This is a genomic window from Amphibacillus sp. MSJ-3 (assembly GCF_018919165.1).
Taxonomy (GTDB): Bacteria; Bacillota; Bacilli; order Bacillales; family Amphibacillaceae; genus Amphibacillus.
Map to the genome: position 1 here is coordinate 41,707 of NZ_JAHLQM010000003.1, position 22,471 is coordinate 64,177.

Annotated in this window: 13 protein-coding genes and 2 riboswitches; of the genes, 4 read left to right on the forward strand and 9 right to left on the reverse strand. The window is 38.0% G+C overall.

The genetic code is table 11. The features are described from left to right. Window positions 1-190: 190 nt before the first annotated feature. The 3 genes from KQI76_RS01680 to KQI76_RS01690 are packed head-to-tail and all read right to left on the reverse strand — an operon-like array spanning window position 191 to window position 3,819. Window positions 191-2,098 carry a PTS fructose transporter subunit IIABC gene (locus KQI76_RS01680; RefSeq protein WP_216398565.1) on the reverse strand — a complete coding sequence of 636 codons (1,908 nt, stop codon included), beginning with the start codon at window positions 2,096-2,098 and terminating at the stop codon, window positions 191-193. A gap of 5 nt (window positions 2,099-2,103) precedes the next feature. Continuing rightward, complete coding sequence (gene pfkB / locus KQI76_RS01685; protein WP_216398566.1) at window positions 2,104-3,015, reverse strand: 1-phosphofructokinase; 912 nt, start codon at window positions 3,013-3,015, stop codon at window positions 2,104-2,106. A 36-nt stretch (window positions 3,016-3,051) separates the two neighbouring features. Continuing rightward, window positions 3,052-3,819, reverse strand: coding sequence for a DeoR/GlpR family DNA-binding transcription regulator (locus KQI76_RS01690; protein ID WP_216398567.1), 768 nt, complete (start codon window positions 3,817-3,819; stop codon window positions 3,052-3,054). Between the two features lie 569 nt (window positions 3,820-4,388). On the opposite strand from KQI76_RS01690, the gene KQI76_RS01695 reads away from it, so the two are divergent. Beyond that, window positions 4,389-5,156: a TSUP family transporter gene (locus KQI76_RS01695; protein ID WP_216398568.1), complete on the forward strand. Its 768-nt coding sequence runs from the start codon at window positions 4,389-4,391 to the stop codon at window positions 5,154-5,156. Window positions 5,157-5,818: 662 nt separating this feature from the next. Here KQI76_RS01695 and ribH read toward each other — a convergent pair. The 4 genes from ribH to ribD are packed head-to-tail and all read right to left on the reverse strand — an operon-like array spanning window position 5,819 to window position 9,146. Continuing rightward, window positions 5,819-6,280 (reverse strand): 6,7-dimethyl-8-ribityllumazine synthase, encoded by a 462-nt coding sequence (gene ribH / locus KQI76_RS01700; protein WP_216398569.1) that lies wholly within the window; start codon window positions 6,278-6,280, stop codon window positions 5,819-5,821. 12 nt (window positions 6,281-6,292) lie between these two features. Continuing rightward, the gene (ribA, locus tag KQI76_RS01705) at window positions 6,293-7,474 is read right to left on the reverse strand and encodes a GTP cyclohydrolase II (protein WP_216398570.1); all 1,182 of its coding nucleotides are present in this window, start codon (window positions 7,472-7,474) and stop codon (window positions 6,293-6,295) included. Next, on the reverse strand, window positions 7,474-8,100 hold the full coding sequence (locus tag KQI76_RS01710) for a riboflavin synthase (RefSeq protein ID WP_371817639.1): 627 nt from the start codon (window positions 8,098-8,100) through the stop codon (window positions 7,474-7,476). The genes ribA and KQI76_RS01710 overlap by 1 nt, the downstream gene beginning before the upstream one ends. Further along, on the reverse strand, window positions 8,094-9,146 hold the full coding sequence (gene ribD / locus KQI76_RS01715) for a bifunctional diaminohydroxyphosphoribosylaminopyrimidine deaminase/5-amino-6-(5-phosphoribosylamino)uracil reductase RibD (RefSeq protein ID WP_216398572.1): 1,053 nt from the start codon (window positions 9,144-9,146) through the stop codon (window positions 8,094-8,096). The genes KQI76_RS01710 and ribD overlap by 7 nt, the downstream gene beginning before the upstream one ends. 116 nt (window positions 9,147-9,262) lie before the next feature. Continuing rightward, window positions 9,263-9,401, reverse strand: a riboswitch (FMN riboswitch). Between the two features lie 1,123 nt (window positions 9,402-10,524). On the opposite strand from ribD, the gene KQI76_RS01720 reads away from it, so the two are divergent. After that, complete coding sequence (locus KQI76_RS01720) at window positions 10,525-14,427, forward strand: carbohydrate binding domain-containing protein (protein ID WP_216398573.1); 3,903 nt, start codon at window positions 10,525-10,527, stop codon at window positions 14,425-14,427. A gap of 854 nt (window positions 14,428-15,281) precedes the next feature. Here KQI76_RS01720 and KQI76_RS01725 read toward each other — a convergent pair. Together KQI76_RS01725 and KQI76_RS01730 are read right to left on the reverse strand one after the other, a co-directional pair. Continuing rightward, window positions 15,282-16,913: a PTS transporter subunit EIIC gene (locus tag KQI76_RS01725; RefSeq protein ID WP_253288754.1), complete on the reverse strand. Its 1,632-nt coding sequence runs from the start codon at window positions 16,911-16,913 to the stop codon at window positions 15,282-15,284. Window positions 16,914-17,089: 176 nt separating this feature from the next. After that, on the reverse strand, window positions 17,090-17,689 hold the full coding sequence (locus tag KQI76_RS01730) for a TetR/AcrR family transcriptional regulator (RefSeq protein WP_216398574.1): 600 nt from the start codon (window positions 17,687-17,689) through the stop codon (window positions 17,090-17,092). A gap of 299 nt (window positions 17,690-17,988) precedes the next feature. Here KQI76_RS01730 and KQI76_RS01735 point away from each other — a divergent pair, with 299 nt between their 5' ends. Then, window positions 17,989-18,690, forward strand: coding sequence for an ABC transporter ATP-binding protein (locus KQI76_RS01735; RefSeq protein WP_216398575.1), 702 nt, complete (start codon window positions 17,989-17,991; stop codon window positions 18,688-18,690). Window positions 18,691-18,706: 16 nt separating this feature from the next. After that, entirely contained in the window at window positions 18,707-22,150 is a 3,444-nt protein-coding gene (locus KQI76_RS01740) for an FtsX-like permease family protein (RefSeq protein WP_253288755.1), read from the forward strand. Window positions 22,151-22,268: 118 nt separating this feature from the next. Further along, window positions 22,269-22,369: riboswitch (purine riboswitch) on the forward strand. Window positions 22,370-22,471 lie beyond the last annotated feature (102 nt).

Consider the following 22,471-nt stretch of genomic DNA (forward strand, 5'->3'; position numbering starts at 1 on the left):
AATTGGCAAAATATCTTCTGTAAATAGTCCCTTTTGAGTTTTTAAAACTTCTCTAATTTTGATTGAAGAAGGGGAATAGGGCAAGTTTATGAAATTCTATTTGTCAATTTTAATTATTTCGCCATACCATAACAGAAACCTGATCCGGGTTTAATTGAAAACCGAATCAGGTTTGACTTCTAATTCATTATTATTCCGCAATTATTTGTTCTTCTAGTGGTTTTTTCCAAAGGCCTAAGATAATCGCACTGATGAGAGTACCAATTAGGACAGCTAACATGAGCATTAAGCGATTGTCACCTAGTGCCAGCATGGTGAAAATTCCACCATGAGGAGCGGGGACCTTGGTTAACCATAGTTGTGTTAATCCACCGCCTATCGCACTACCCACCATGCTCGAGCCGATCACACGAATAGGGTCTGCAGCGGCAAAGGGGATGGCCCCCTCTGTAATAAATGAAAGGCCTAGGACAAAGTTTGTTAGGGCAGATTGATGTTGAACTTCAGTGAATTTATTTTTGAAAATAACTGAAGCTAATGCAATTGCTAAAGGTGGGATCATGCCACCAACCATTACCGCAGCCATTAAACTACCGTCACCAGTATCGGTAAAGATACCAATTGAAAAGGCATAAGCTGCTTTATTAATTGGTCCCCCCATATCCGTTGCCATCATCGCACCAAGGATTGCGCCGAGTAAAACTTGATTACCTGCACCTAGATTTTCTAGAAAGTTTAGCATGGCAATGTTAATATTAGCGAAAACGGGTCCGAAAATAAAATACATGAATAGGCCTGTAAAGAATAAGGTTAGGATTGGATACAATAAGATCGTTCTTAAACCAGACAGGTTCTTCGGCATATCCTTCAGCCATTTTATCACTATAAGTGTGATATAGCCCGCTAAAAATCCGGCAATTAAGCCACCTAAAAAACCAGCATCGGCATTGACTGCAAGAGCACCACCGGCAAAGCCACTTACCATTGCAGGTTTACCACCTATACTCATGGCAATGTAACCAGCTAAAACAGGAATTAGGAAACTAAACGCTGCACTACCTATTTCATTAATACCAATAAAAATTGGGGAGTTCTTTCCGACAAATCCTTCCAAAAGATATGATAGAGCGAGTATGATTCCTCCAGCAATCACAAAAGGAAGCATGTTAGATACACCACTCATCAAATCATTATAGATTGATTTTAGTGAGAAGTGGCCTTTTTCCTGATGATTATTTTCATCTGAATCATTTTCTCGATCACTTTGGTTTGCCTGATAGATCGGTGCCTTTCCTGATAGAGCTTGATTAATTAATTCTTCACTTTTGTTGATTCCGTCAGCAACCGGGCGTTCGACAACACGTTTTCCATCAAAACGGGCCATTGATACTTTTTTCCCGACAGCAACGATAATGCCATCCGCCTTTTTAATATCATCATCAGTTAATTGGTTTTTAACCCCATCTGACCCATTTGTCTCAACCTTAATCTTAATGCCCATTTCCTTTGCTTTATTTTTTAAAGCATCTTCAGCCATATAAGTATGGGCGATTCCAGTTGGACAAGCAGTGACAGCTATTACATAGGGTTCGTCGCCCTTCTTGTCTGGACTAGGACTTTCGTTATTATGATCTTGTTCCAACCCAGCTTCAGCTAAACTAATGATTGCTTTAGCACTCTGTGGTGTGTCAGCGGCATAAAGTGCTTCCGTGAAGTTTTTATTCATTAGTAGTTTTGATAAGTTTGATAGAATTGAAAGATGCGTATCATTTGCGCTATCCTTCGCTGCAATCATAAAGAATAAGCGAGCGGGTTGACCGTCCAGACTGTCAAAGTCAATGCCAGTTGGATGCTTGGCAAAAACAACAGATGTTTTTTTTACGGCTTGATTTTTGGCATGTGGCATGGCAATTCCATCACCAATTCCAGTAGTCATATTCTCCTCTCGCTCTGAGATTGCTTGTCTGAAAGTATCATAATCATCAACTGCACCTGTTTCAACAAGTTTTCTAGTCATTTCATCGAGAATTTCCTTTTTGCTTGTTGATTTGGAAGATAGAATCATTAGTTCTTCACGCATGAGATCATTCATATTCATGATTTTCAATCCTTTCTTATTTTAACTTGATTATTTAGTGCTAAAATATCTTCCTTTGTGGCTAAATCACTGTTAAAGGCTGTTGCACTACCACTTTGAACACTTAGTTTAAAGGCATCTAACTTTGTTAATCCTTTTTCAATTCCCGCCATAAAACCTGCAATCATTGAATCACCTGATCCAACCGTATTGATTACTTGGCCTTTAGGGGAATCTGCAAGATAAGTTTGATCCTTATCAATGAAAATTGCACCATCACCGCCTAATGAAACAATGACATTTTCCGCACCACCTTCTTGAAGCTTTTTACCATAGTGAATGGCTTCAGTTTTTGACTGAATCGTTCGATTAAAAAGACTACCTAACTCAGCTTGATTTGGTTTTACTAAAAATGGTTTTGCTTTTAAGATATTTAAAAGTTCTTTACTGTTTGTGTCGATTACAAAGGAAACCCCTTGCTCAGTACAAACTTCGATAATGTCATTGTAAAAGGTATCAGATAAGCCCCTACTTTTACTACCAGATAGGATGATTGTATCCCCAGCATCTAATTGTTTAATTTTATTTAATAATTCCATACTGTTTGTTTGAGTGATTATTGGGCCAACCCCATTAATTTCAGTTTCGGTCTTTCCCTTTAATTTCACATTTATTCTCGTATCTCCATTGACTGTAATAAAATCGTAATTGACCTGCTCAAGTTTCAGCCATTCTTCGATAAAGTGGCCGGTATGTCCGCCGATAAAACCTAGTGCCTTGTTGTCTACACCTAATTGATTTAGCACTCGTGAAACATTAATCCCTTTTCCACCAGGTAACATTCTTTCGCCACTTGTATAATTTGTTTCACCAATTTTTAGGTCGCTGATTTGCATCAAATAATCAATTGATGGATTTAATGTTAGTGTATAAAGCATAAATGTTCTCCTTTTCATTAATTTGATTTTACGAGATTAATCCTCGATAAAATGCAGATCGTAATGATTACTTATTTTTTCAACCGTTTCGGGTGCCTTAATTTGTGCTTTTCTGTTTAACAAGATAATCGCCTGGCTGGGGGCCTTCACTTTATATTGGTAGACATGGTTAAGCTTGCTATCATCCATTAAGATTCGGATATTTTGACTTTGTTGCATGGCACATTCTTTGATCATCGCTTCGTCTAGATTGGTTGTTGTTAATCCGTTTTCTTTACTGATGCCATTCATTCCGATAAATGCGAAGGAAAAGTTCATTCGCTCGAGTTGATGAAAGGCTGTTAAACCAATGATTGCATGTGTATTTTGTTTGACCGGTCCTCCTAATAGGGTGACCTTTATCCCTCTTTGTAAAGCTAATAAAGCTTGATCGACTCCGTTGGTAACCATGTGGATATTTTTATTATTGGGTAAAACTCTAACCAATTCTAGGGTGGCAGTGCCAGCATCAATAAAAATTTGACTATTTGCTTTAATTAAGTGGGAACAGTACTTAGCAATTTTTACTTTTGTTTGAAAGTTGCTCCTTTCTTTTTGTGACATTTTTTGTTCATTTCTAATATTTTTAACCGTGGTTGCTCCACCATGAACGCGTGTTAAGAGTCCCATTTCTTCTAAGGCGATCAGATCACGCCTTAAAGTAGACTCACTAACCCCAACATCAACAACTAAATCATGAATCGATACGGTTTCTTTTTGTGACAATAAATTTAGGATTTTTTCCTTTCGGTGTTGAAATAACATATTTATCAACCTCTTGTTTCCGTTTTCATTTATAAATAGATTATATAATAGATTTCAGTCAAAAACAATCAAATTACATCATTATTATTCAGAATAATTCATCCTGATGAAAATTGAAGGATTTCTTTCCGTGAATAAATGAAATTTTACCTACTCTATTTTCTTATTTGTCACCTGACTTATAAACAAGTGATTGTCCGCTTTTTGAAAAATTTAAGATGAAGAGGTTTTATATTTGATTTTCTCTCTTACCTTTAATATTTAACTTCTTTCGGTTAGAATTAAAATAGGTCTTGTAGTTTCTACCTTTGATTCGGTCTTAACGACTTAATTACAATAGGAATCTACTGGCCTTTTTCTATGGGCAAATAAAGAAGGTGTTCAGCAGTGTAGGTAAGTACATAAAAATGTGTTTTTCTGATTCTTTAAGTAGATGTAATGATCGATATAACTCTAATTATTCAATTTTTAAAAATGACTAAGAAGGTTGGAAGATTAGTTTTACAAAGAAGATTATCTAAATCAATATAGTAGTTTTGGATAGAATAGACAGCAAAGGATGAACGTAAATGATTTTTTTGTATTTTATGATTGGGCTTTTGGCTAGTACCATTGGGGCAATTGCTGGAATTGGTGGGGGAGTTTTTATGAAACCAATTTTGGATTTCTTAGGGCATTATCCGATTGGGACGATTGGAGTTCTTTCATCAACGACTGTTCTGGGGATGTCGACAGTCTCATTATGGACTAAACGCCGTGACCTTAAAACGATGGATAAGATCCAAGCAATCTTACTTGCTAGTGGATCGGTGATTGGTGGTTTGTTAGGGAAAAGTATCTTCACGTCATTACTAGCTTACGGTTGGGTTGGAGTCATTCAAACTAGTTTTTTAATTATTATATTTAGCGCCGTATTCGTCTATGTTCAATATAAAGACAAATTTCCATCTTACCATATTGAAAATAAATGGATTATTTTGTTGGTAGGGCTTATACTTGGTTTATTATCTGCCTTTTTAGATATCGGTGGCGGTCCACATAATATTGCAATATTAAGCTTACTTTTTGCTTTGGATACAAAGAAAGCAGGCCTTTATTCAATTTTTATTATCTTCTTTTCACAGCTATCCTCACTTTTTATCACAAGTGTAACTGTTGATTTGGGAAGTTATAATTTAACGATGTTACCGGGTATGGTAATTGGTGGGATTCTAGGAGGCCTAATCGGTAGTCGGTTGGCAAAGTGGCTCTCAATTGAGCAGGTTGACCTGATCTTTAAGCTCATCATCATTTCGTTATTAATACTAAATTTATATAATTTAATCGTGGCTTTGTAAGATTAAACAGGAAAGAGTCAGGGATAAAACCCAGCTAAAATAAAAAGGGAATTCAGTAGATACTGGATTCCCTCTTTGATATTATGATCATTTAATAGATTCATCATGACTTAAATAGTTTAGATTTATCATGCCACGATTTACACTCTAGGTGGGCGCTTTCCGTAGGTGAATGTTTTTGCTGGGACGAGTAACCGCAAGTCTCTTTGGTGGGGCGAGTAACCGCAAATCACTTCGATGGGACGAGTAACCGCAGCCCCAGTCCCAGTCCCATGCCACAATTATTATCGCTCCACTGCTGTGTCGCCATAAGGATTTTTGGACTCGCACTTTTTCCATGGGAGTCACTAGCCGATCTTCCAATCACTTGGTTGGTACTCTTGGGATAGATCATAAATGGATTATTTTTAAAGAAACGAAAAGAGCACCTTAAACAATCAGCTACTAAAGCAGCTAGTCGTTTAAGAGGTAAATCCAAAGCATATAAAGAACGAGACTTAGCGTTATTGGCCGTGAAGTTAGGGAAATTCACAAGCCATAACGCTAAGACTTCAAATGATCTAGAATATTACAGAAATAAAAATGCTTCTATTTACTTAGTAAGGCTACTTATGTTCCAGCTTCTAATCTTTCACTCAATGTTGTTGAATGTTAAAGTTACCTTAGATCACCTTATTAAGTGAGATCATTTCTAGTAATCCTTGAGCAACTTCACTGCCTTTATTACCTGCTTTTGTTCCAGCGCGTTCGATTGCTTGCTCAATCGTTTCAGTTGTTAGCACCCCAAACAAGACGGGGATATCTGACTCTAGTCCAATATGTGCGACACCTTTGGCAACTTCATTACTGACTAATTCATAATGTGTTGTTGCACCTCGGATCACGACACCAAGGGTTATAATGCCATCGTATTTATTTTGTCCGACTAATTTTTTAGTGATAAAAGGAATCTCAAATGCACCTGGTACCCAATAAATATCGATATCTTCTTCTTTAACTCCATGGCGCATTAAATTGTCGATTGCTCCTGATAATAGCTTTGAAGTGATAAACTCATTAAAACGAGCAATCACAATTCCTACTTTTATATTTTTCCCGTTAAAATTTCCTTCGAATGTTGGCATATTAATTCTCCTTTAATTAATTGATAGTAGATGATGGAACTTTTCCTTTTTAGTTTTCATATAATGGAGATTTTCCTTCTCCGGATCTATTTCTAATGGAATGCGTTGTATCACTTCAATTCCAAAAGCATTTAATTGATCAATTTTGTTAGGGTTATTTGTCAGTAATTTGATTTTCTCAATTCCATATGACTTAAGGATTTGTGCTGCAAAGCGATAATCTCTCTCATCTGGCTTAAAGCCCAGGGCGAGATTTGCATCAAAGGTATCTAAACCCTCTTCTTGTAGTTGATAGGTTTTTAGCTTATTTTTCAAACCAATCCCGCGTCCTTCTTGTCTAAGATAAAGAATTGCTCCGACACCATTTGCTTCAATCATACGCATCGCCTCATGTAGTTGTTCACCACAATCGCAACGGTGAGAACCAAAAATATCCCCTGTTAGACATTCCGAATGAATCCGAACAAGTAAAGGTTCTTTAAGATCTCTAATCTCACCTTTGGATAGAAGAAGATGTTCTTTATTTGTTTCATCTTCAAACAAAGTTAAATCAAAGTTACCATAGGCTGTCGGTAACTTTACTGTTAACCCTTGATTTGCCGTTAAATATGTGACTAACTCTTCAATAGTAATGATTGGCATCTTCCACTTTTTTGCTAAGATTTCTAATTGTGGTCTTCGAGCCATCGTTCCATCTTCATTTAAAATCTCGCAAATATAGGCAGCTTGTGGCTCTTTTGCTAGCTTGGCCAAATCAATGGCCGCTTCAGTATGGCCTCTTCTTGCTAATACCCCTTCTTTTTTAGCGATTAAGGGGAAGATATGGCCTGGTTGATGAAAAACGCTAGCTTGATTAGTTAGGTTAGCTAATTCCTTAATTGTCTTTGCCCGGTCAAAGGCGGAAATACCTGTTGAAGTGTCTTGATGATCGATACTGATTGTAAATGCAGTTCGATAAGAATCTGTATTCTCTTTTATCATTTCCGTAAGTCCAAAATGATTGGCAATCTCTTCAGAAATAGGGGCACAGATTAAACCGCGAGCCTGTTTGGTCATAAAGTTAACAGTCTCAGCTGTAACTAAGTTTGCTAATCCAACCAGATCCCCCTCAGCTTCCCGATCATCATCATCTACGACAATGATGAGCTTCCCTTGTTTTAAGGATTCAATTGCTTGTTCAATACGCTTAGTCATTATAGAAGTCCTCCCAATCTTTTATCCGTAAAATGCGCTTGCGCTTTGATATATTTTCCAACCATATCTGTTTCAACATTGACATATTCGCCACGGTTTAAAGTTCCCAAATTTGTCTGATCCTTTGAATGCGGGATTAAACTAACAGAAAAAGATCGTGCCTGTACTTCTGTTATTGTTAAGCTAACCCCATTAATTGCAATCGATCCTTGGGGAATGATTTCTCCCTGGTGGTCCTGAGGATAGTCAAAGGTTAAAATCAATGCATTTTCATTGCTTCTTTTTTGGATCAGGCGAGTAGTTGTATCAATATGCCCAGCTACCAAATGTCCTTCCAACCTTCCATGAAAAGCTAGCGCCCGTTCTAAATTCACCTGATCGTTTATTTTTAATTTTGAAAAAGTTGTCCGGTAAAAAGTCTCCGGCATGATATCCACCGTAAAGTTGGAATCAGTCTTGGCAATTGCCGTTAGACAAACGCCATTAATCGCCATACTATCTCCAATTTGGTAGTCAGCTAATATCTTCTTAGAGGCTTGACAAGTCAACTGTATTGTGTGTGCTTTCCGGTTGATTTTTAAAATTTTCCCTTGTTCTTGAATAAGGCCAGTAAACAATTTCAACACCTTCTTCCAGAAACTCTTATATCTTGATCAATAAATTCAACATTTACATTTCTTAATTCGATTAATCGATTAGCATTTCTTGTACTTGACATTGCTGGCACACCGTTACCACCAATTATTTTGGGTGAGATGTAAGTGATCAGCTCATCCCAATAACCACTGTTTAAAAAGCTATCATGGATTTTTGCTCCGCCTTCTACATAAAGAGATTGGATATTTCTCTTCACTAATTCATCAATAACGGATTCGATTGTTATATTTTTTTTAAAGATTAGGTCAACATGTTCGGGGAGGCTAAGCTCCACCTTTTGTTCGGTAAAAATCCAAACTGGACTCGCTTGGTTGGTAAAAATATTTAGATCGAGTTGATTAAACAATCGTCCGCGCCGGTCTAACACCATTCGAATGGGGTGTAAGCCTTGACCGCTTCCTAATAAGAAGGGGTTGTCAGTTAGAACCGTTTGACTACCAACTAAGATCCCTTGATAATGATCGCGCTCTTTACGCACGTATTTATAAGTATCCTCTCCTGTGATCGCCGTCCGCTCGGAAAACAAAGATAGCTTGCCATCCAAAGTGATTGCCTGCTTTAAGGTGATATAGGGGCGATTTTGTTCATAGAAACAATTGAAAAAGGGATTCAATTCACGGACTTCCGTTTCTAAGACACCTGTAATCACTTTGATGCCATTTTGCTCTAATGTTTCTTTTCCTTTACCTGAAACTAAGGGATTAGGGTCGAGCTGTCCAATGACGACTTGTTTTATTCCACTATTAATAATCTCCTGTGTACAAGGGGGTTGTTTACCATAATGATTACAAGGTTCGAGTGTGACATAGAGAATTGAATCGAATTGTTTGTTAGGGGCTTTATATGATGAGAGAGCATTTTTTTCTGCATGTTCTTTGCCATATTCTAAGTGGGCGCCTTTTGCAATGACTTTTTGATTATTGACGATGACTGCACCAACTAAAGGATTAGTCAGGGTTCTACCGAAGCCTCTTTTGGCTTCTTGAATGGCTAGTTTCATATATTTTTCATGCATCTATCCTCCTCCTTTCTAAACAAAAAAAGCCTTGTGTGGACCACGAGGCTTTGATTAATAGACTAAAAGAAACTACGGCAAAAAGGATACACTTATCCTGCTGTGTTTTCTAATTAGTTTTTCTTCTCCCATCCAGACTTTAACTGTCGGTTCTAGATTTTCACTAGATCAACCGCAAAAAAATTGCGGGTCACGGACTTCAAGTTGATCCTTGTCACCGTCGGTCGGGAATTGCACCCTGCCCCGAAGAAACATATTCAATTCATTAAAAGAATAACACTTAGCTTTTTTGATGTCAACATCTTCCTATATAAATATTTATAGTTAGAAAACCCTTTTGGATTTAATCGATTAGCCTCTTTTAGAAGTCCCCTTCTATGAATTTAGGAAGAGAGGGTTATTTTTATAAGTAGATTTCCCTTGCTAATTGACCAGCCATATATAGCAAAGGACTAGCCTCACGTTTGATCATAAATATATAGAAACTTCAATTTTTAAATGGTCTTTTCATAGATTAACTAACTGTAAATCTCATACTCTAATCATAAAAGTGAAAGGGTTGGATGATAAATAGAAGATTGGTGGTCAGTAAAAGGATGTTCTAGCGTAGTGTAACTGCCAGTAGGGTTCCCACTTGTGGGATTCGAAAGACGCTAAGCTTTGTAAGTGGGAAATCCACTTATTAGCAGTGTATTTTACTCTTGACACTTATTTGTCCTTAGGTATAATGAATGATAGTTAGAGCAAACGCTTTCTTTAGCGATCGCTAATGATGTAATTAACAATTTACTAATATAAATGGACCTTTTCTGATCTCTGACTGTAATAGATAAGTGAGTCAATTCGATTCAATTAGACAATCGATTGTTTGATTTAAATGTTAATTAGTCAGGTGATTCTATCATTTTTTCTTCTCAGCTAATGATAATCAACTAGTTTAATAAATTCTAAAAGCACTCGCTTGTTTAGTTGAATTTGCTTATTTTGTACAATATAGCAGCAAGAGCATTCTTCGCAACATGATTTTTCCATATCCAGTTCTACCAGAAAAGCAAAAAGCTTATCAGCTTCTTTTAATAGATTCCCTTTTTACTTGTAAATCCAGACTTTTAATGCAGCTTAACTGAATATAAGCTCTCTACTTTAACTTATGTGCATCGTTAATAGAACACTAAATTTTGTTAACGCTTACAAATATAGAAATAGGAGATGATCTTGTTTTGAAGGTTTTCGGATGATCGGTTTGGTGCATCAGCTATTAAATGTTTTCTAAAACTGAAGGGAGAGGAAGTAGAAAATGAAGCAACAATTTCAGCGAGTATTAAGCATGATGCTATGTTTGATAATGATCCTGCCAATGTTTGAAGGGGTCTTTATGATGCCATCGAACTTAGTGGTGGATGCTAGAGAAAGATTCGATGAATCTGGTGACCTCGTCGATAAACCATTCTCATGGGACAATGCAAACGTTTATTTTGTACTGACTGACCGCTTTTACAATGGAAATACCAGTAATGATGATGCTTATGGAAGACCGAGCACAGATGCTTGGGGTTCAAATGTAGGGACTTTCCACGGTGGCGACATCAGTGGATTGACGCAGAAATTAGAGGAAGGTTATTTTACAGATTTAGGTACGAATGTCATATGGATATCAGCACCATGGGAGCAAATTCATGGATGGGTCGGCGGTGGAGACGATGGTGATTTTGCCCATTATGCTTATCACGGTTATTATGGACTCGACTTCACAGCAATGGATCAGAATATGGGAACGATTGATGAGATGCGTGAATTTGTTGATCTTGCGCATTCATTGGGAATTAGGGTTGTCCTTGATATCGTGATGAATCATGTTGGCTATCCAACGATTGTTGATATGCATGATTTTGATTTTGGTAATTCTGGTGGCCTTCCAAGAGATTGGACACCGAATCGGGATCAAGGGGAAGATTGGCATACACATAACGATATTGTCAATAAAAAAGATGAGGCAGCTTGGGCGAATTGGTGGGGAAGTGACTGGATTCGCGCAGATGAAACAGCTGGATATGATAATTGTGGTGGAAGCGAAACAACAATGTGTCTAAGTTTTCTGCCCGATGTGAAAACTGAAACAACTTCAGGCGTTGCCTTACCGCCAATCTTAAAAAATAAGTGGGAAAACCAATCGAGTGGGTATGAGGATTGGCTTGTACCAGCCGCAGAGCCTTATCGAAAAGAATTAAATATCGCACCGAAGGATTACTTCATTAGATGGATAACCTCCTGGGTTGAGGAATTTGGGATTGATGGCTTCCGTGTCGATACTGCAAAACATGTGGAAATTGATCGCTGGGCAGAGTTAAAGGCTGAAGCTGAAGTTGCGTTACAGACATGGAGGGAGAATAACCCAGATAGTCCTGGTGCTAATTGGGATGATGATTTTTGGATGACGGCAGAGGTCTTTGGTCATGGCCTCGGTAAGAGTGAATATTTCGATCATGGTTTTGATTCAGTGATTAATTTTGAATTTCAAGATTCAAATTTGAATGATTTAGAAGGTCTCTTTGCTAGATATGCAAAAACAATTAATACTGATCCAGATTTCAATATGTTAAGTTATATCTCGTCTCATGATACAAAACTATATAGTAGAGATGATCTAATTCAAGCAGGTACTGCACTATTACTACTTCCTGGTGGGGTACAAACCTTTTATGGCGATGAAACAGCTCGTCCATTAGGAGATAGTGGTTCGGATTCTGATCAAGGTACCCGTTCATCAATGAACTGGGATAATATAAATGAGAAGGTTCTTTCACATTGGCAAAAACTTGGCCAGTTTAGAAATGATCACATAGCTGTTGGTGCAGGAGCCCATCATAAATTAGCTGATCGTCCATATACATTTGCCCGAACTTATGAATCGGATGATTTAGTTGATCAGGTTGTTGTAGCAACAGGTGCAGAAGGAAAGACTGAAGTGACTGTAGAAGGTATTTTTGAAGACGGAGCTGTGGTTAGAAATGCTTATACTGGCGATGAAACAACAGTTGTAAATGGTCTAGCAACATTTGATGCCGGTACACAAGGCATCATCCTGATTGAAGACACGGCTGAGCCAGTAACGAATCTACCAATTGTTTCAGCTACACCGGGAAGTCACTCTTTCAAGACAGATGAGCTAACGATTACGTTAAATGTTGATCGTGCAGAAACAGGAAAATATACACTTGATGGGAGTCATCCGGAAGAGGGTACTGAATTTACTGATGGCGAAGTGATAACAATTGGTGCTGATATGGAGTTTGATGAAACAGTAACATTGAAACTCTATGCAGAAAATGAAAATGGAGTTAAAACAAAAAGCTATACCTATGAAAAGCGGGATCCAGATCAGTTACTTGAAGTATATTTTAAGAAACCGGCAGATTGGGGAACACCGCAGATTTACTACTATGATGCGTTACCAGATGAGGCTGAAGTCACTTGGGATACGGCGCCAGAGATGACTCTAGTTGAGGATGATTGGTATGTATACGTTTTTGAAAATGCCCAAAGTGCAAATATTATATTTAAGGATAGTTCAGGAAGGCAAATTCCAGGACCTAATGAGCCGGGATTTCAAATTGACCGGGTCGGTTGGTATGATGGAGAGAAATGGCTTGATTCAGATCCAATTGACAGGGAACCAAAAGAGCCAGCGACAACACCAAAGAACTTAAATGTCGTTAATGTAACGGATTCAGCGGTTACGCTTGAATGGGATCCATCTGATGGATATGTCGTTGGTTATGAAATTTTACGAGATGGAGAAGTTGTTGGTGATACAAGTCAAACGTCGTATACAGATACTAATTTGGATCCGGATACAGCCTACACATATACAGTGATTGCTAAGGGGTATGATGGACAGAAATCTGATCCCAGTGAAATGTTGAAAGTAACAACTCAAGAAGAACCAGAAGGGAATTCTGTCACTGTATATTATAAAAAAGGATTTGATACGCCATATATACACTATCGACCTGAAGGTGTCGAGTGGACAGTAGCTCCGGGCGTGAAAATGGAAGATGCTGAAATTGCTGGTTATAGTAAGTTAACCATTGATATTGGAGAAGCTGACCGCTTAGAGGCAACTTTTAATAATGGCCAAGGTACATGGGATAATAATAATGGAGATAACTATTTGTTTGATTCAGGTGTTCATACCTTTATTCCGGGCCATTCGGGTCCAGGTAGTATTATGCCTGGTGAGCCAGATGCTCTAGAGGAAGGTAATAAAGTAACAATCTACTATCAAAGAGGTTTTGAGACCCCATATGTTCACTATCGTCCAGAGGGTGGTAAGTGGACAAGCGCACCAGGATTAGCAATGGAAGATTCAGAATATGATGGCTATAGTAAGCTAACCATTGATATCGGTGAGGCAAGTCGGGCGGAGGTCGCCTTTAATGATGGCAAAGGTTCTTGGGATAGTGATCAGCAGCGTAATTACATGTTTGAAATTGGTGACAATACCTATATTCCAGGACAAGAGGGTTCACCTGGCGAAGTATCCCCTGGTAAGCCGGATGCTTTAGAGGAAGGTAATAAAGTAACAATCTACTATCAAAGAGGTTTTGAGACTCCATATGTTCATTATCGCCCAGAGGACGGAAGATGGACAAATGCCCCAGGGGTTAAGATGGAGGAATCTGAAATAGCGGGTTATAGTAAAATAACACTTAACATCGGTAAGGCAAGTCGTGCTGAAGTCGCCTTTAATGATGGCAAAGGTTCCTGGGATAGTGATCAACAACGTAATTATATGTTTGAAATTGGTGACAATACCTATATTCCGGGACAAGGGGGTTCACCTGGTGAAGTATCCCCTGGTAAGCCGGATGCTTTAGAGGAAGGTAATAAAGTAACAATCTATTATCAAAGAGGTTTTGAGACTCCATATGTTCATTATCGGCCAGAGGGTGGAAGATGGACAATTGCCCCAGGGGTTAAGATGGAGGAATCTGAAATAGCGGGTTATAGTAAAATAACACTTAATATTGGTGAAGCAAGTCGTGCGGAAGTCGCCTTTAATGATGGCAAAGGTTTCTGGGATAGTGATCAACAGCGTAATTATATGTTTGAAATTGGTGACAATATCTATACCCCAGGGGTTAATGGTGCTCCTGGTCAAGTGAAACATGGGAAAGTCCCTACTAGCAATCATTCTTTAGCTAATGACCGCTTGGGCCATCTATCACTGGAATCGTCAATACTAGATGTATTTACTTTTCCATTTGTAAGAATAGACTAGGTATTTTTTATAAATACTAAGATTAGTATTACAGGGCTGGGACATGAGTTAAAAATGAATTGATTTTAGTAAAAAGCATAAAAATAAAGCCGCATAAAATCAGAGGTTTAAAATCTGATTTTATGCGGTTTATTCATTAATAAATGAAGCCATTGAGATTGCACTAGAAGAGGAATTAAAGTGGAAGAAAGAAGCTAGATTAGATATCGGAATTAGTAATATACTTTTTAAAAACCGATGGCAAGATAAACATATGGTGGTGAGACAATGAGAAGGGCTATTGCTTTATCTTTGTTTCTTTTTATAATTCCAATTGTTCCAACAATGGTAGTAAAAGTAGAAATTGCAATTGCAGACAAGAAACAAATGAACTAAATAAACTGGTGTTTTAGCAAAAAAAGTCGGTTCCTTAGTGGAATTCGCCTTTTTAGAGTTTAAATTTTAAAAAGTTCTTCCAGTATTGTTTATAAAGAAAAATAAAACTTAAAATTAATTCAAAATAACTCCTAAAGTAATATAAGAGACATTGAAGTATGTTTAAAAGTGTAACTTTTACTATCAAAGTTGACTCGAATGGAAATTGACGGACTCCTGCAGGGATAGCACGAGTCCGTAGATCCAGTAAGAAACTTAAGGAATGTTAGATTAAAGAAGTCAAGTTTTGTGGCGACGTTTAACTGACTTACATCCTGTGCACCCGAGGCCGTGCCTGCGGAAAGCCTGTCGAATGTAGTGCGAGTCAGAGAAATCAGAGTACAAAACTTGAGCCTTATTAATTACTCACATGATTTAAATAATTGGTTGACTAAATTTTTCGCCAACGTTATTTGACAAAGAATACTTTTTGTTTGAATTTACTTTTTATCTTCGTCATTGTCCGTTGTTTGATCAATGGTTTCGAGATATTCATCAACACGTGATTTAATATTAACTACTTTTGGACCGTAGATTACTTGGACGTTGTTTCCTCGTACAGCTACACCTGCAGCTCCGGTTGATTTTAGTAAATCTTGATTAACAAGTGAATGATCCTTAACATTGACACGTAAGCGGGTTGCGCAGTTGCTTAGGTCATTTAGGTTATTAGCACCGCCGAGTCCTGTAATGATATCTTCTGACATTTGATCCTTGCTTGTCTCAGTTTTTTGATTAGCTTTTTTCTGTTTGTAATCTTTTTTTGTATAAAGTTTAGATTCTTGAGAGCCTTCTTCACGTCCAGGTGTTTTCAGATCGAATTTAGTGATAAAGAAGCGAAAGGCAAAGTAATAAATGAATCCATAAATCACACCGACGATGACAACCGAAATCCAGTTCGTCATTGCTTGCCCCGGTAGTACACCATAAAGAATAAAGTCTAAAAGACCACCTGAGAAGGTCAAGCCAACGCCAACTTCAAGCATATGCATAATCATAAATGAGGTTGCACCTAATACAACGTGAACCCCAAAGTATAAAAATGGTGATGCGAATAAGAATGAGAACTCAATCGGTTCAGTTATCCCAGTAAAAATTGATGTTAATGAAGCGGATATCATTAAACCTTTGACGTCTTTTTTTCGTTCTTTTCTAGCGGTTTGATACATGGCTAATGCTGCTGCTGGGAATCCGAAGATCATGAAGGGGAACATCCCTGAAAAGAATCGAGCAGCTTCGGGATCGATCACTTCACCAGCGGCAAGTTGGGCAAAAAGAATATTTTGTGCACCTTCTACTGTTTGACCTGCAACTTCCGCTACCCCACCAAGTGCTGTTTGCCAGAAAGGTAGGTAAAAGACGTGGTGTAAACCTAATGGGATTAAGGCACGATAGATGAAACCATACAAGAATGTTCCAATATAGCCTAAATCAGCGACCAGTTCACCTAACCAAGCGATGGCAGCACCGGCATATGGCCAGATAAATGCCATTGCAATTCCGACCAGAACGCCAACAAAGGCAGAAATAATAGGGACGAAGCGAGTTCCGGAAAAGAAGGATAGTGCATCGGGAAACTCAATTTTATAGAAACGATTATGAAGATAAGCAACGATTAAACCAATGATGATTCCACCAAACACACCCATATTTAGTGTTTCTTCAAATCCGAGTACAGAGCCAATAAGTCCAGCCGTTTCTTTCAGCTCTTCAATATTGCCAAAGTTTTCGAGTGTACTCGTTAGCCCAGCATACATTAATAAGTAGCCTACTGCAGCAGAGAGAGCCGCAACTTCCTTGGCAGCCTTAGCCATCCCCAGGCCTACAGCTATCGCAAATAATAGGGGTAAGTTTTCAAAGACAACATTACCGGCATCTGCTAAAATCGATAGAACCCCGTTCAGAACAGTACCCTCACCAAGGATATTCTCCAAATTATACAATTCTACAAAAGAATCGCCAGAGAATGAAACACCAATTCCTAGCATAAGACCAGCGGCGGGAAGTAAAGCAATTGGTAGCATAAAAGTTCTGCCGAGTTTTTGAAGTGTGTCCATCACTTTATCTTTCATTTAAAATCATCCTCCATATCTTGTGAATTAAGATCTAAGCGAACAGACAGTTTTCCATAAGAACGTATTGGTGAAACAATGGTTAACTTATTTTGAATGTTCGCACAGTATTAACAGTTCCTCTTTTTTGGGAAATTAAACATAAAGTTTACGAAATACTAAAAGAATATTTAGAGTTAGGCATCAAAAACCTGATCAGATCGATGATGGCAAAGAAAGTTGCTTGAAATATTCCGACAAATGATCGCCATCCCTCTATCTGATTCCTTCATTCCAGAATTGCCCCATTCCCGAAGTAAATTGTAGAGGGCACCATTCCAAAAAAACACTTCATATCTATCGCTAAAAATGTTATCTTCCTTCAAAAGGCTGTCTAACATTGTTTTATTAACGCTTAAAAGAATGACGCTATCAAATCCAGCTTTGAGCAGGGTTGCGAATTGATCAGAATAAGTTCTAACCCGTTCAAAGACAGAAATCCAGAAATTGAGATCCTTGTAATAATCTTTGTGCATGTCTAAAGAATCAGTAATGGTTTGGACAACTGTATTTAAATAGTTGTTTAAGATATCTTCCTTTGATGAATAGTTCCGATAGTAGGCTGATCTTGAGACCCCAGCCCGATTGACGATATCTGTAATAGAAATCGCTCTAAAGTCTTTCTCTTCTAATAAAACTAACAATGCTGTTTCAATACATTCTTTAGTAAAGCGGTTTGATTCTTCATTAGATAAACGAAGAAATTTTTTACGTTGTAGCTCAGATTTCTTTGACATTACAGATTCTCCTTTTTTGTATAGTCCGAGGTTGGTTGTGTTGTAAGTTGTTAAAAATGATAATACAATTATAGTGATGATACAATTGTATCATCAAAGGAAAATGTTTACAAATAGGATAGTTTATCATAGATTGATTGACTGGAAACATCTATTTCTTCATTTCCCAAGTGGAATAAAGTACTTAATTTCGGTCTCTTACTGATCTGGGTTTGATTCCTTGTCAGTTAAGAAATAAGCGTATGGTCGAATTGTTTTGGATTGATAGATAAATAAACATATATAAAGGGGAACTGAACGTGAGTTATGTAAAAGTAGTTGATGAATATAAACGTTATCAGATGGGCGAAAATACAATTGTTGCAAATAATGGAATTACATTTGAGATTGAAGCAGGGGAATTTGCTGTTATTTTAGGTCCGAGTGGGGCTGGGAAATCGACTGTTCTTAATATTCTCGGTGGAATGGATAAACCAGATGAAGGAGAAATATGGGTTGATGGTAAAAACATTGCAAAATATACAATGAAGCAACTTACTCAGTACCGTCGTGACGAGGTTGGGTTTGTTTTTCAATTTTATAATTTAGTCCCTAATTTAACGGCTAGAGAAAATCTTGAATTGGCAACGCAAATTTCCCCGAATGCTTTAGATGTCGACCAAGTTTTAGCGAGTGTCGGTTTAGCTCACCGGATGGATAACTTTCCTGCTCAACTATCGGGTGGAGAACAACAAAGGGTAGCGATTGCACGGGCCTTGGCGAAAAACCCTAAATTATTACTATGTGATGAGCCAACGGGTGCACTTGATATTGAAACAGGTAAACAAATCTTGAAATTACTTCAAAATACTGCTCGCGAAACAAAGACGACAGTGATTGTTATCACGCATAACTCTTCAATTGCGTCAATGGCTGACCGAGTCATCTATATCAATGATGCCAAAGTTAGAGAAACAGTTATTAATCCACGTCCGCGTTCTGTTGAAGAAATCGAATGGTAAGGGGAAGTGAGACGTGATGAAAAAAACAGCAATGTATAAATTAATTTTTAAAGAGATAGTAAACTCAAAAGCTAGATTTCTATCAATTTTTATTCTAATTGTCCTAGGTGTTGGCTTTTTTGCTGGGATACAGGCCACAGGACCCAATATGTTAAATACAATTGATCAATATTTCAAACAGCAACACTTGTATGATCTTCATCTACAATCAACAATGGGAATTGAAGAGGGAGAACTAGAGCTGCTAAGGGACTATGACCCAGTTGATATCCTTGAGGTCGGCTATAGTCAGGATGTATTGGTTGGGGAAAACCGCTTAGTTATGAAACTCATTGGTTATCATGAGGATCATCAATTGAATCAATATCTTGTAAAGAGCGGCCGTTTGCCAGAAAAGAGTGGTGAAATTGCTTTAGATGATTTTGATTTGATTCATAATCATTATGAAATTGGTGATCAGGTGACCCTTTATTCTGATCGTGAGGAGACAGATTTAACAGAGCAATTTAATGAAACAACCTATGAAGTGGTCGGTTTTGTCACGAGCCCTCGTTATTTTGTTAATGTATCACGCGGTCAAACATCAATTGGTGGTGGCCAACTTGATGCTTTCGGTGTGATCAGAGAAGAAGACTTTAATTTACCCGTGCATACTGACTTATTCGTAACATTTAATGGTTTGCAGGATAAAGATACCTACAGTGATAAATATAAAAATTTAACCAGTCAATACCAGTCAGAGATTGAACATATGCTAGAAGACTATGCACCAAAACGTCTAGCTGATATAAAAGCAGATGCAGAGGAAGAACTTGATGATGCGGAAGCTGAAATTGCTGATGGGCGTGCTGAACTAGACGAAGCGAGAGCAGAGTTAGATGATGCCCGTGAACAATTAGACGATGGCAAGGCTAAATTGGCAAGAGCTAGGGATGAGCTTGCTCAAGCACATGCTGAATTGACTAAGGGTGAAAGTGATTACGAGCAAGGTTTGGCTACCTTTAATCAGGAGATTTCGCAAGCAGAGGAACAGCTGGAACAAGGTGAACAAGAGCTTGCGCAAGAGCAAGGTAAACTTGATCAAGCAGCTGATGAACTTAGCCAAGGAGAACAAGAGCTTAATCAAGCGAGTAGAGGAATCGAAGCACAGTATAAAGAATTGTCAAATCAACAAGCGGATTGGGCTGTGTTAATGGAAGAAATATCAGATTTGTTAGAAGTCCCCATTGCCTTCATCCCTGATCAAACGATTGAAGATATTTTAAATGAAACTGATGATATTGAATTAAATGGATCAACCCTGGCAGCTTTATTAGAAGCATATTTTGCCGAAGAAATACCAGCAGAGCAAGTTAAACAAGTTCTTGATCAGGTAAATACTGAGATTGAGGATGGCTTACTAGCATTGGATCAAGCCCGCGATGAGATTGAAGTGAAAAGATCGGAACTTGACTCGAATCAAAAAGAATTGACATCTGGCCAAAATGAATTAGATCAAGCCCGGCAAACCTTGGATCAACAAGGGAGTTTGCTAGAACAAGAAAAGCAAGCTGGCGAAGCTGATTTAGCAGATGCTCGGCTAGAACTTGATCAGGGCTGGAAAGAATATAATGAAGGACTTGACTTACTTAGCGATGAAGAAGCGAATTTGATAGAAGCTGAAGAAGAATACAAAGCGGGTTTAGCTACTTTTGAAGAAGAATCAGCAGAAGCTCTTGAAGAGATTGAATCAGGTGAAGAGGAAATTGCCGAAGCTCGTGAGGAATTAGCTGAGCTAGAGGAACCGAGCTACTATCCACTGTTAAGAACGGATAATAGCGCTTTCCTAGAGTATGAGGAAAATGCCGCACGACTAAGTGAACTAGCCTCTATCTTCCCGGTAGTCTTTTTTGCGGTAGCAGCACTAGTAACCTTAACGACAATTACCCGGATGATTGAAGAACAGCGCGGTGAAATTGGTACATTAAAAGCATTGGGTTATCGTAATTGGGAAATTTCAATGAAGTACTATGTCTATGCACTGAGTGCGAGTTTGTTAGGAACAATATTCGGCCTTGTCCTTGGTTATACAGCACTACCACTAATTATCTTTAATGCTTACGGCATGTTATATGATTTACCTGATCTTATTTTAACCAATTATTGGTCTTACACGCTTATTTCTGCCTCAATCGCATTGCTTTCTACAGTGATCACAGCATGGTTTGTCCTTCGAGTTGATTTGCGAAGCCAACCGGCAGTCTTAATGAGACCAAAGGCGCCGAAGATTGGAAAACGTATATTACTTGAACGAATTACACCCCTATGGCGTCGATTTGACTTTATTAAAAAGGTCACTGCGCGTAATTTATTTAGATATAAGCAGAGAATGTTGATGACCATTTTGGGTATTTCTGGTTGTGCAGCATTAATTATAGCTGGTTTTGGTGTCAAGGGTGCTGTTGAAGGGTTAATTGATTTGCAATATGGAAAAGTGTTGGACTATAACGCGATGGTGATTCTTGACGATGAAGCAGGCGAGGATGAGGCAAGTTCATACCAAGCGTTTATTGACCAATATGAGGGAATCGACCAGGACTTATTGGTTTTTCATGAACAGTTTGAGGCAAAACAAGATGGACTCAAAAGCCAAGATTTAAATGTGTTTGTACCAAAAAGCCCAGAGCAGTTAGAAGATTTTATCCATTTAAGAGATCGTACATCTGGTGAACCTCATCAATTAAATGATGAGGGCGCAATTGTGACTGAGAAACTAGCGAACTTGTTTGATATTGAACCTGGCGACAAGCTAACACTTGTTGACGGTGATAATCAGTCTTATCAAGTTGAAATTTCAGCGGTCACCGAAAACTATACTGGACATTACTTATATATGACCGAAGCGGTTTACCGTTCTGAAATAAAAGATTCACTTGCATACAATGCTAATCTCTTGAAATATGATCGAAATCGTGCTTGGGAAGATGAACTTTTAGAAGGGCTTATGCTTGAAGATCAAGTCGTTACGGTATCTGCAAATGCCTTGCAGATTGAATCATTTGATGATTCGATGGCTAGTTTAAATATTGTTGTTGTCGTGCTGATTGTTGCGGCGGCAGGACTCGCCTTTGTTGTCCTTTACAACTTAACGAATATTAATGTTTCTGAACGTATTCGAGAATTGTCAACGATCAAGGTACTTGGGTTTTATGATAATGAAGTGACCATGTATATTTACCGGGAAAATCTAACCCTAACGATTATGGGCATTATAGCAGGTGGGGTTTTTGGGCGCTTATTATTCACTTTTGTCCTTGACACAGTTTCAATGGATAATATGATGTTTAATCCTGGGCTAGATTGGACCAGTTATTTGTATGCAGCCTTACTGACTTTCTCTTTCTCAACTTTTGTGATGTGGATGATGCATCATAAATTGAAGAAAATTGATATGATCGAAGCGTTAAAATCGAACGAATAACTTGTTAAGACTTGATTTTAAAAAGTATATCCGAACATTGGATATACTTTTTTGAATAACATTCGTTTTTACCTATTGACGTTTTGTTTTTTTCTTAGTAGAATGAAGCATGTAATTAAATAAATCGATCTAAATTCGTCGTATAATCTTGAGGATATGGCTCTGGAGTTTCTACCGACCACCGTAAATGGTCTGTCTACGCAGAAGAATAGAAGAAATAGCTTTTATATTATTTTTTAACTATTATCTTCTTCTGATAAGCTAGACACACTCAAGTTTATTCGCCTAGGGTGTGTTTTTTTTGCGACGAAAATCTAGAAG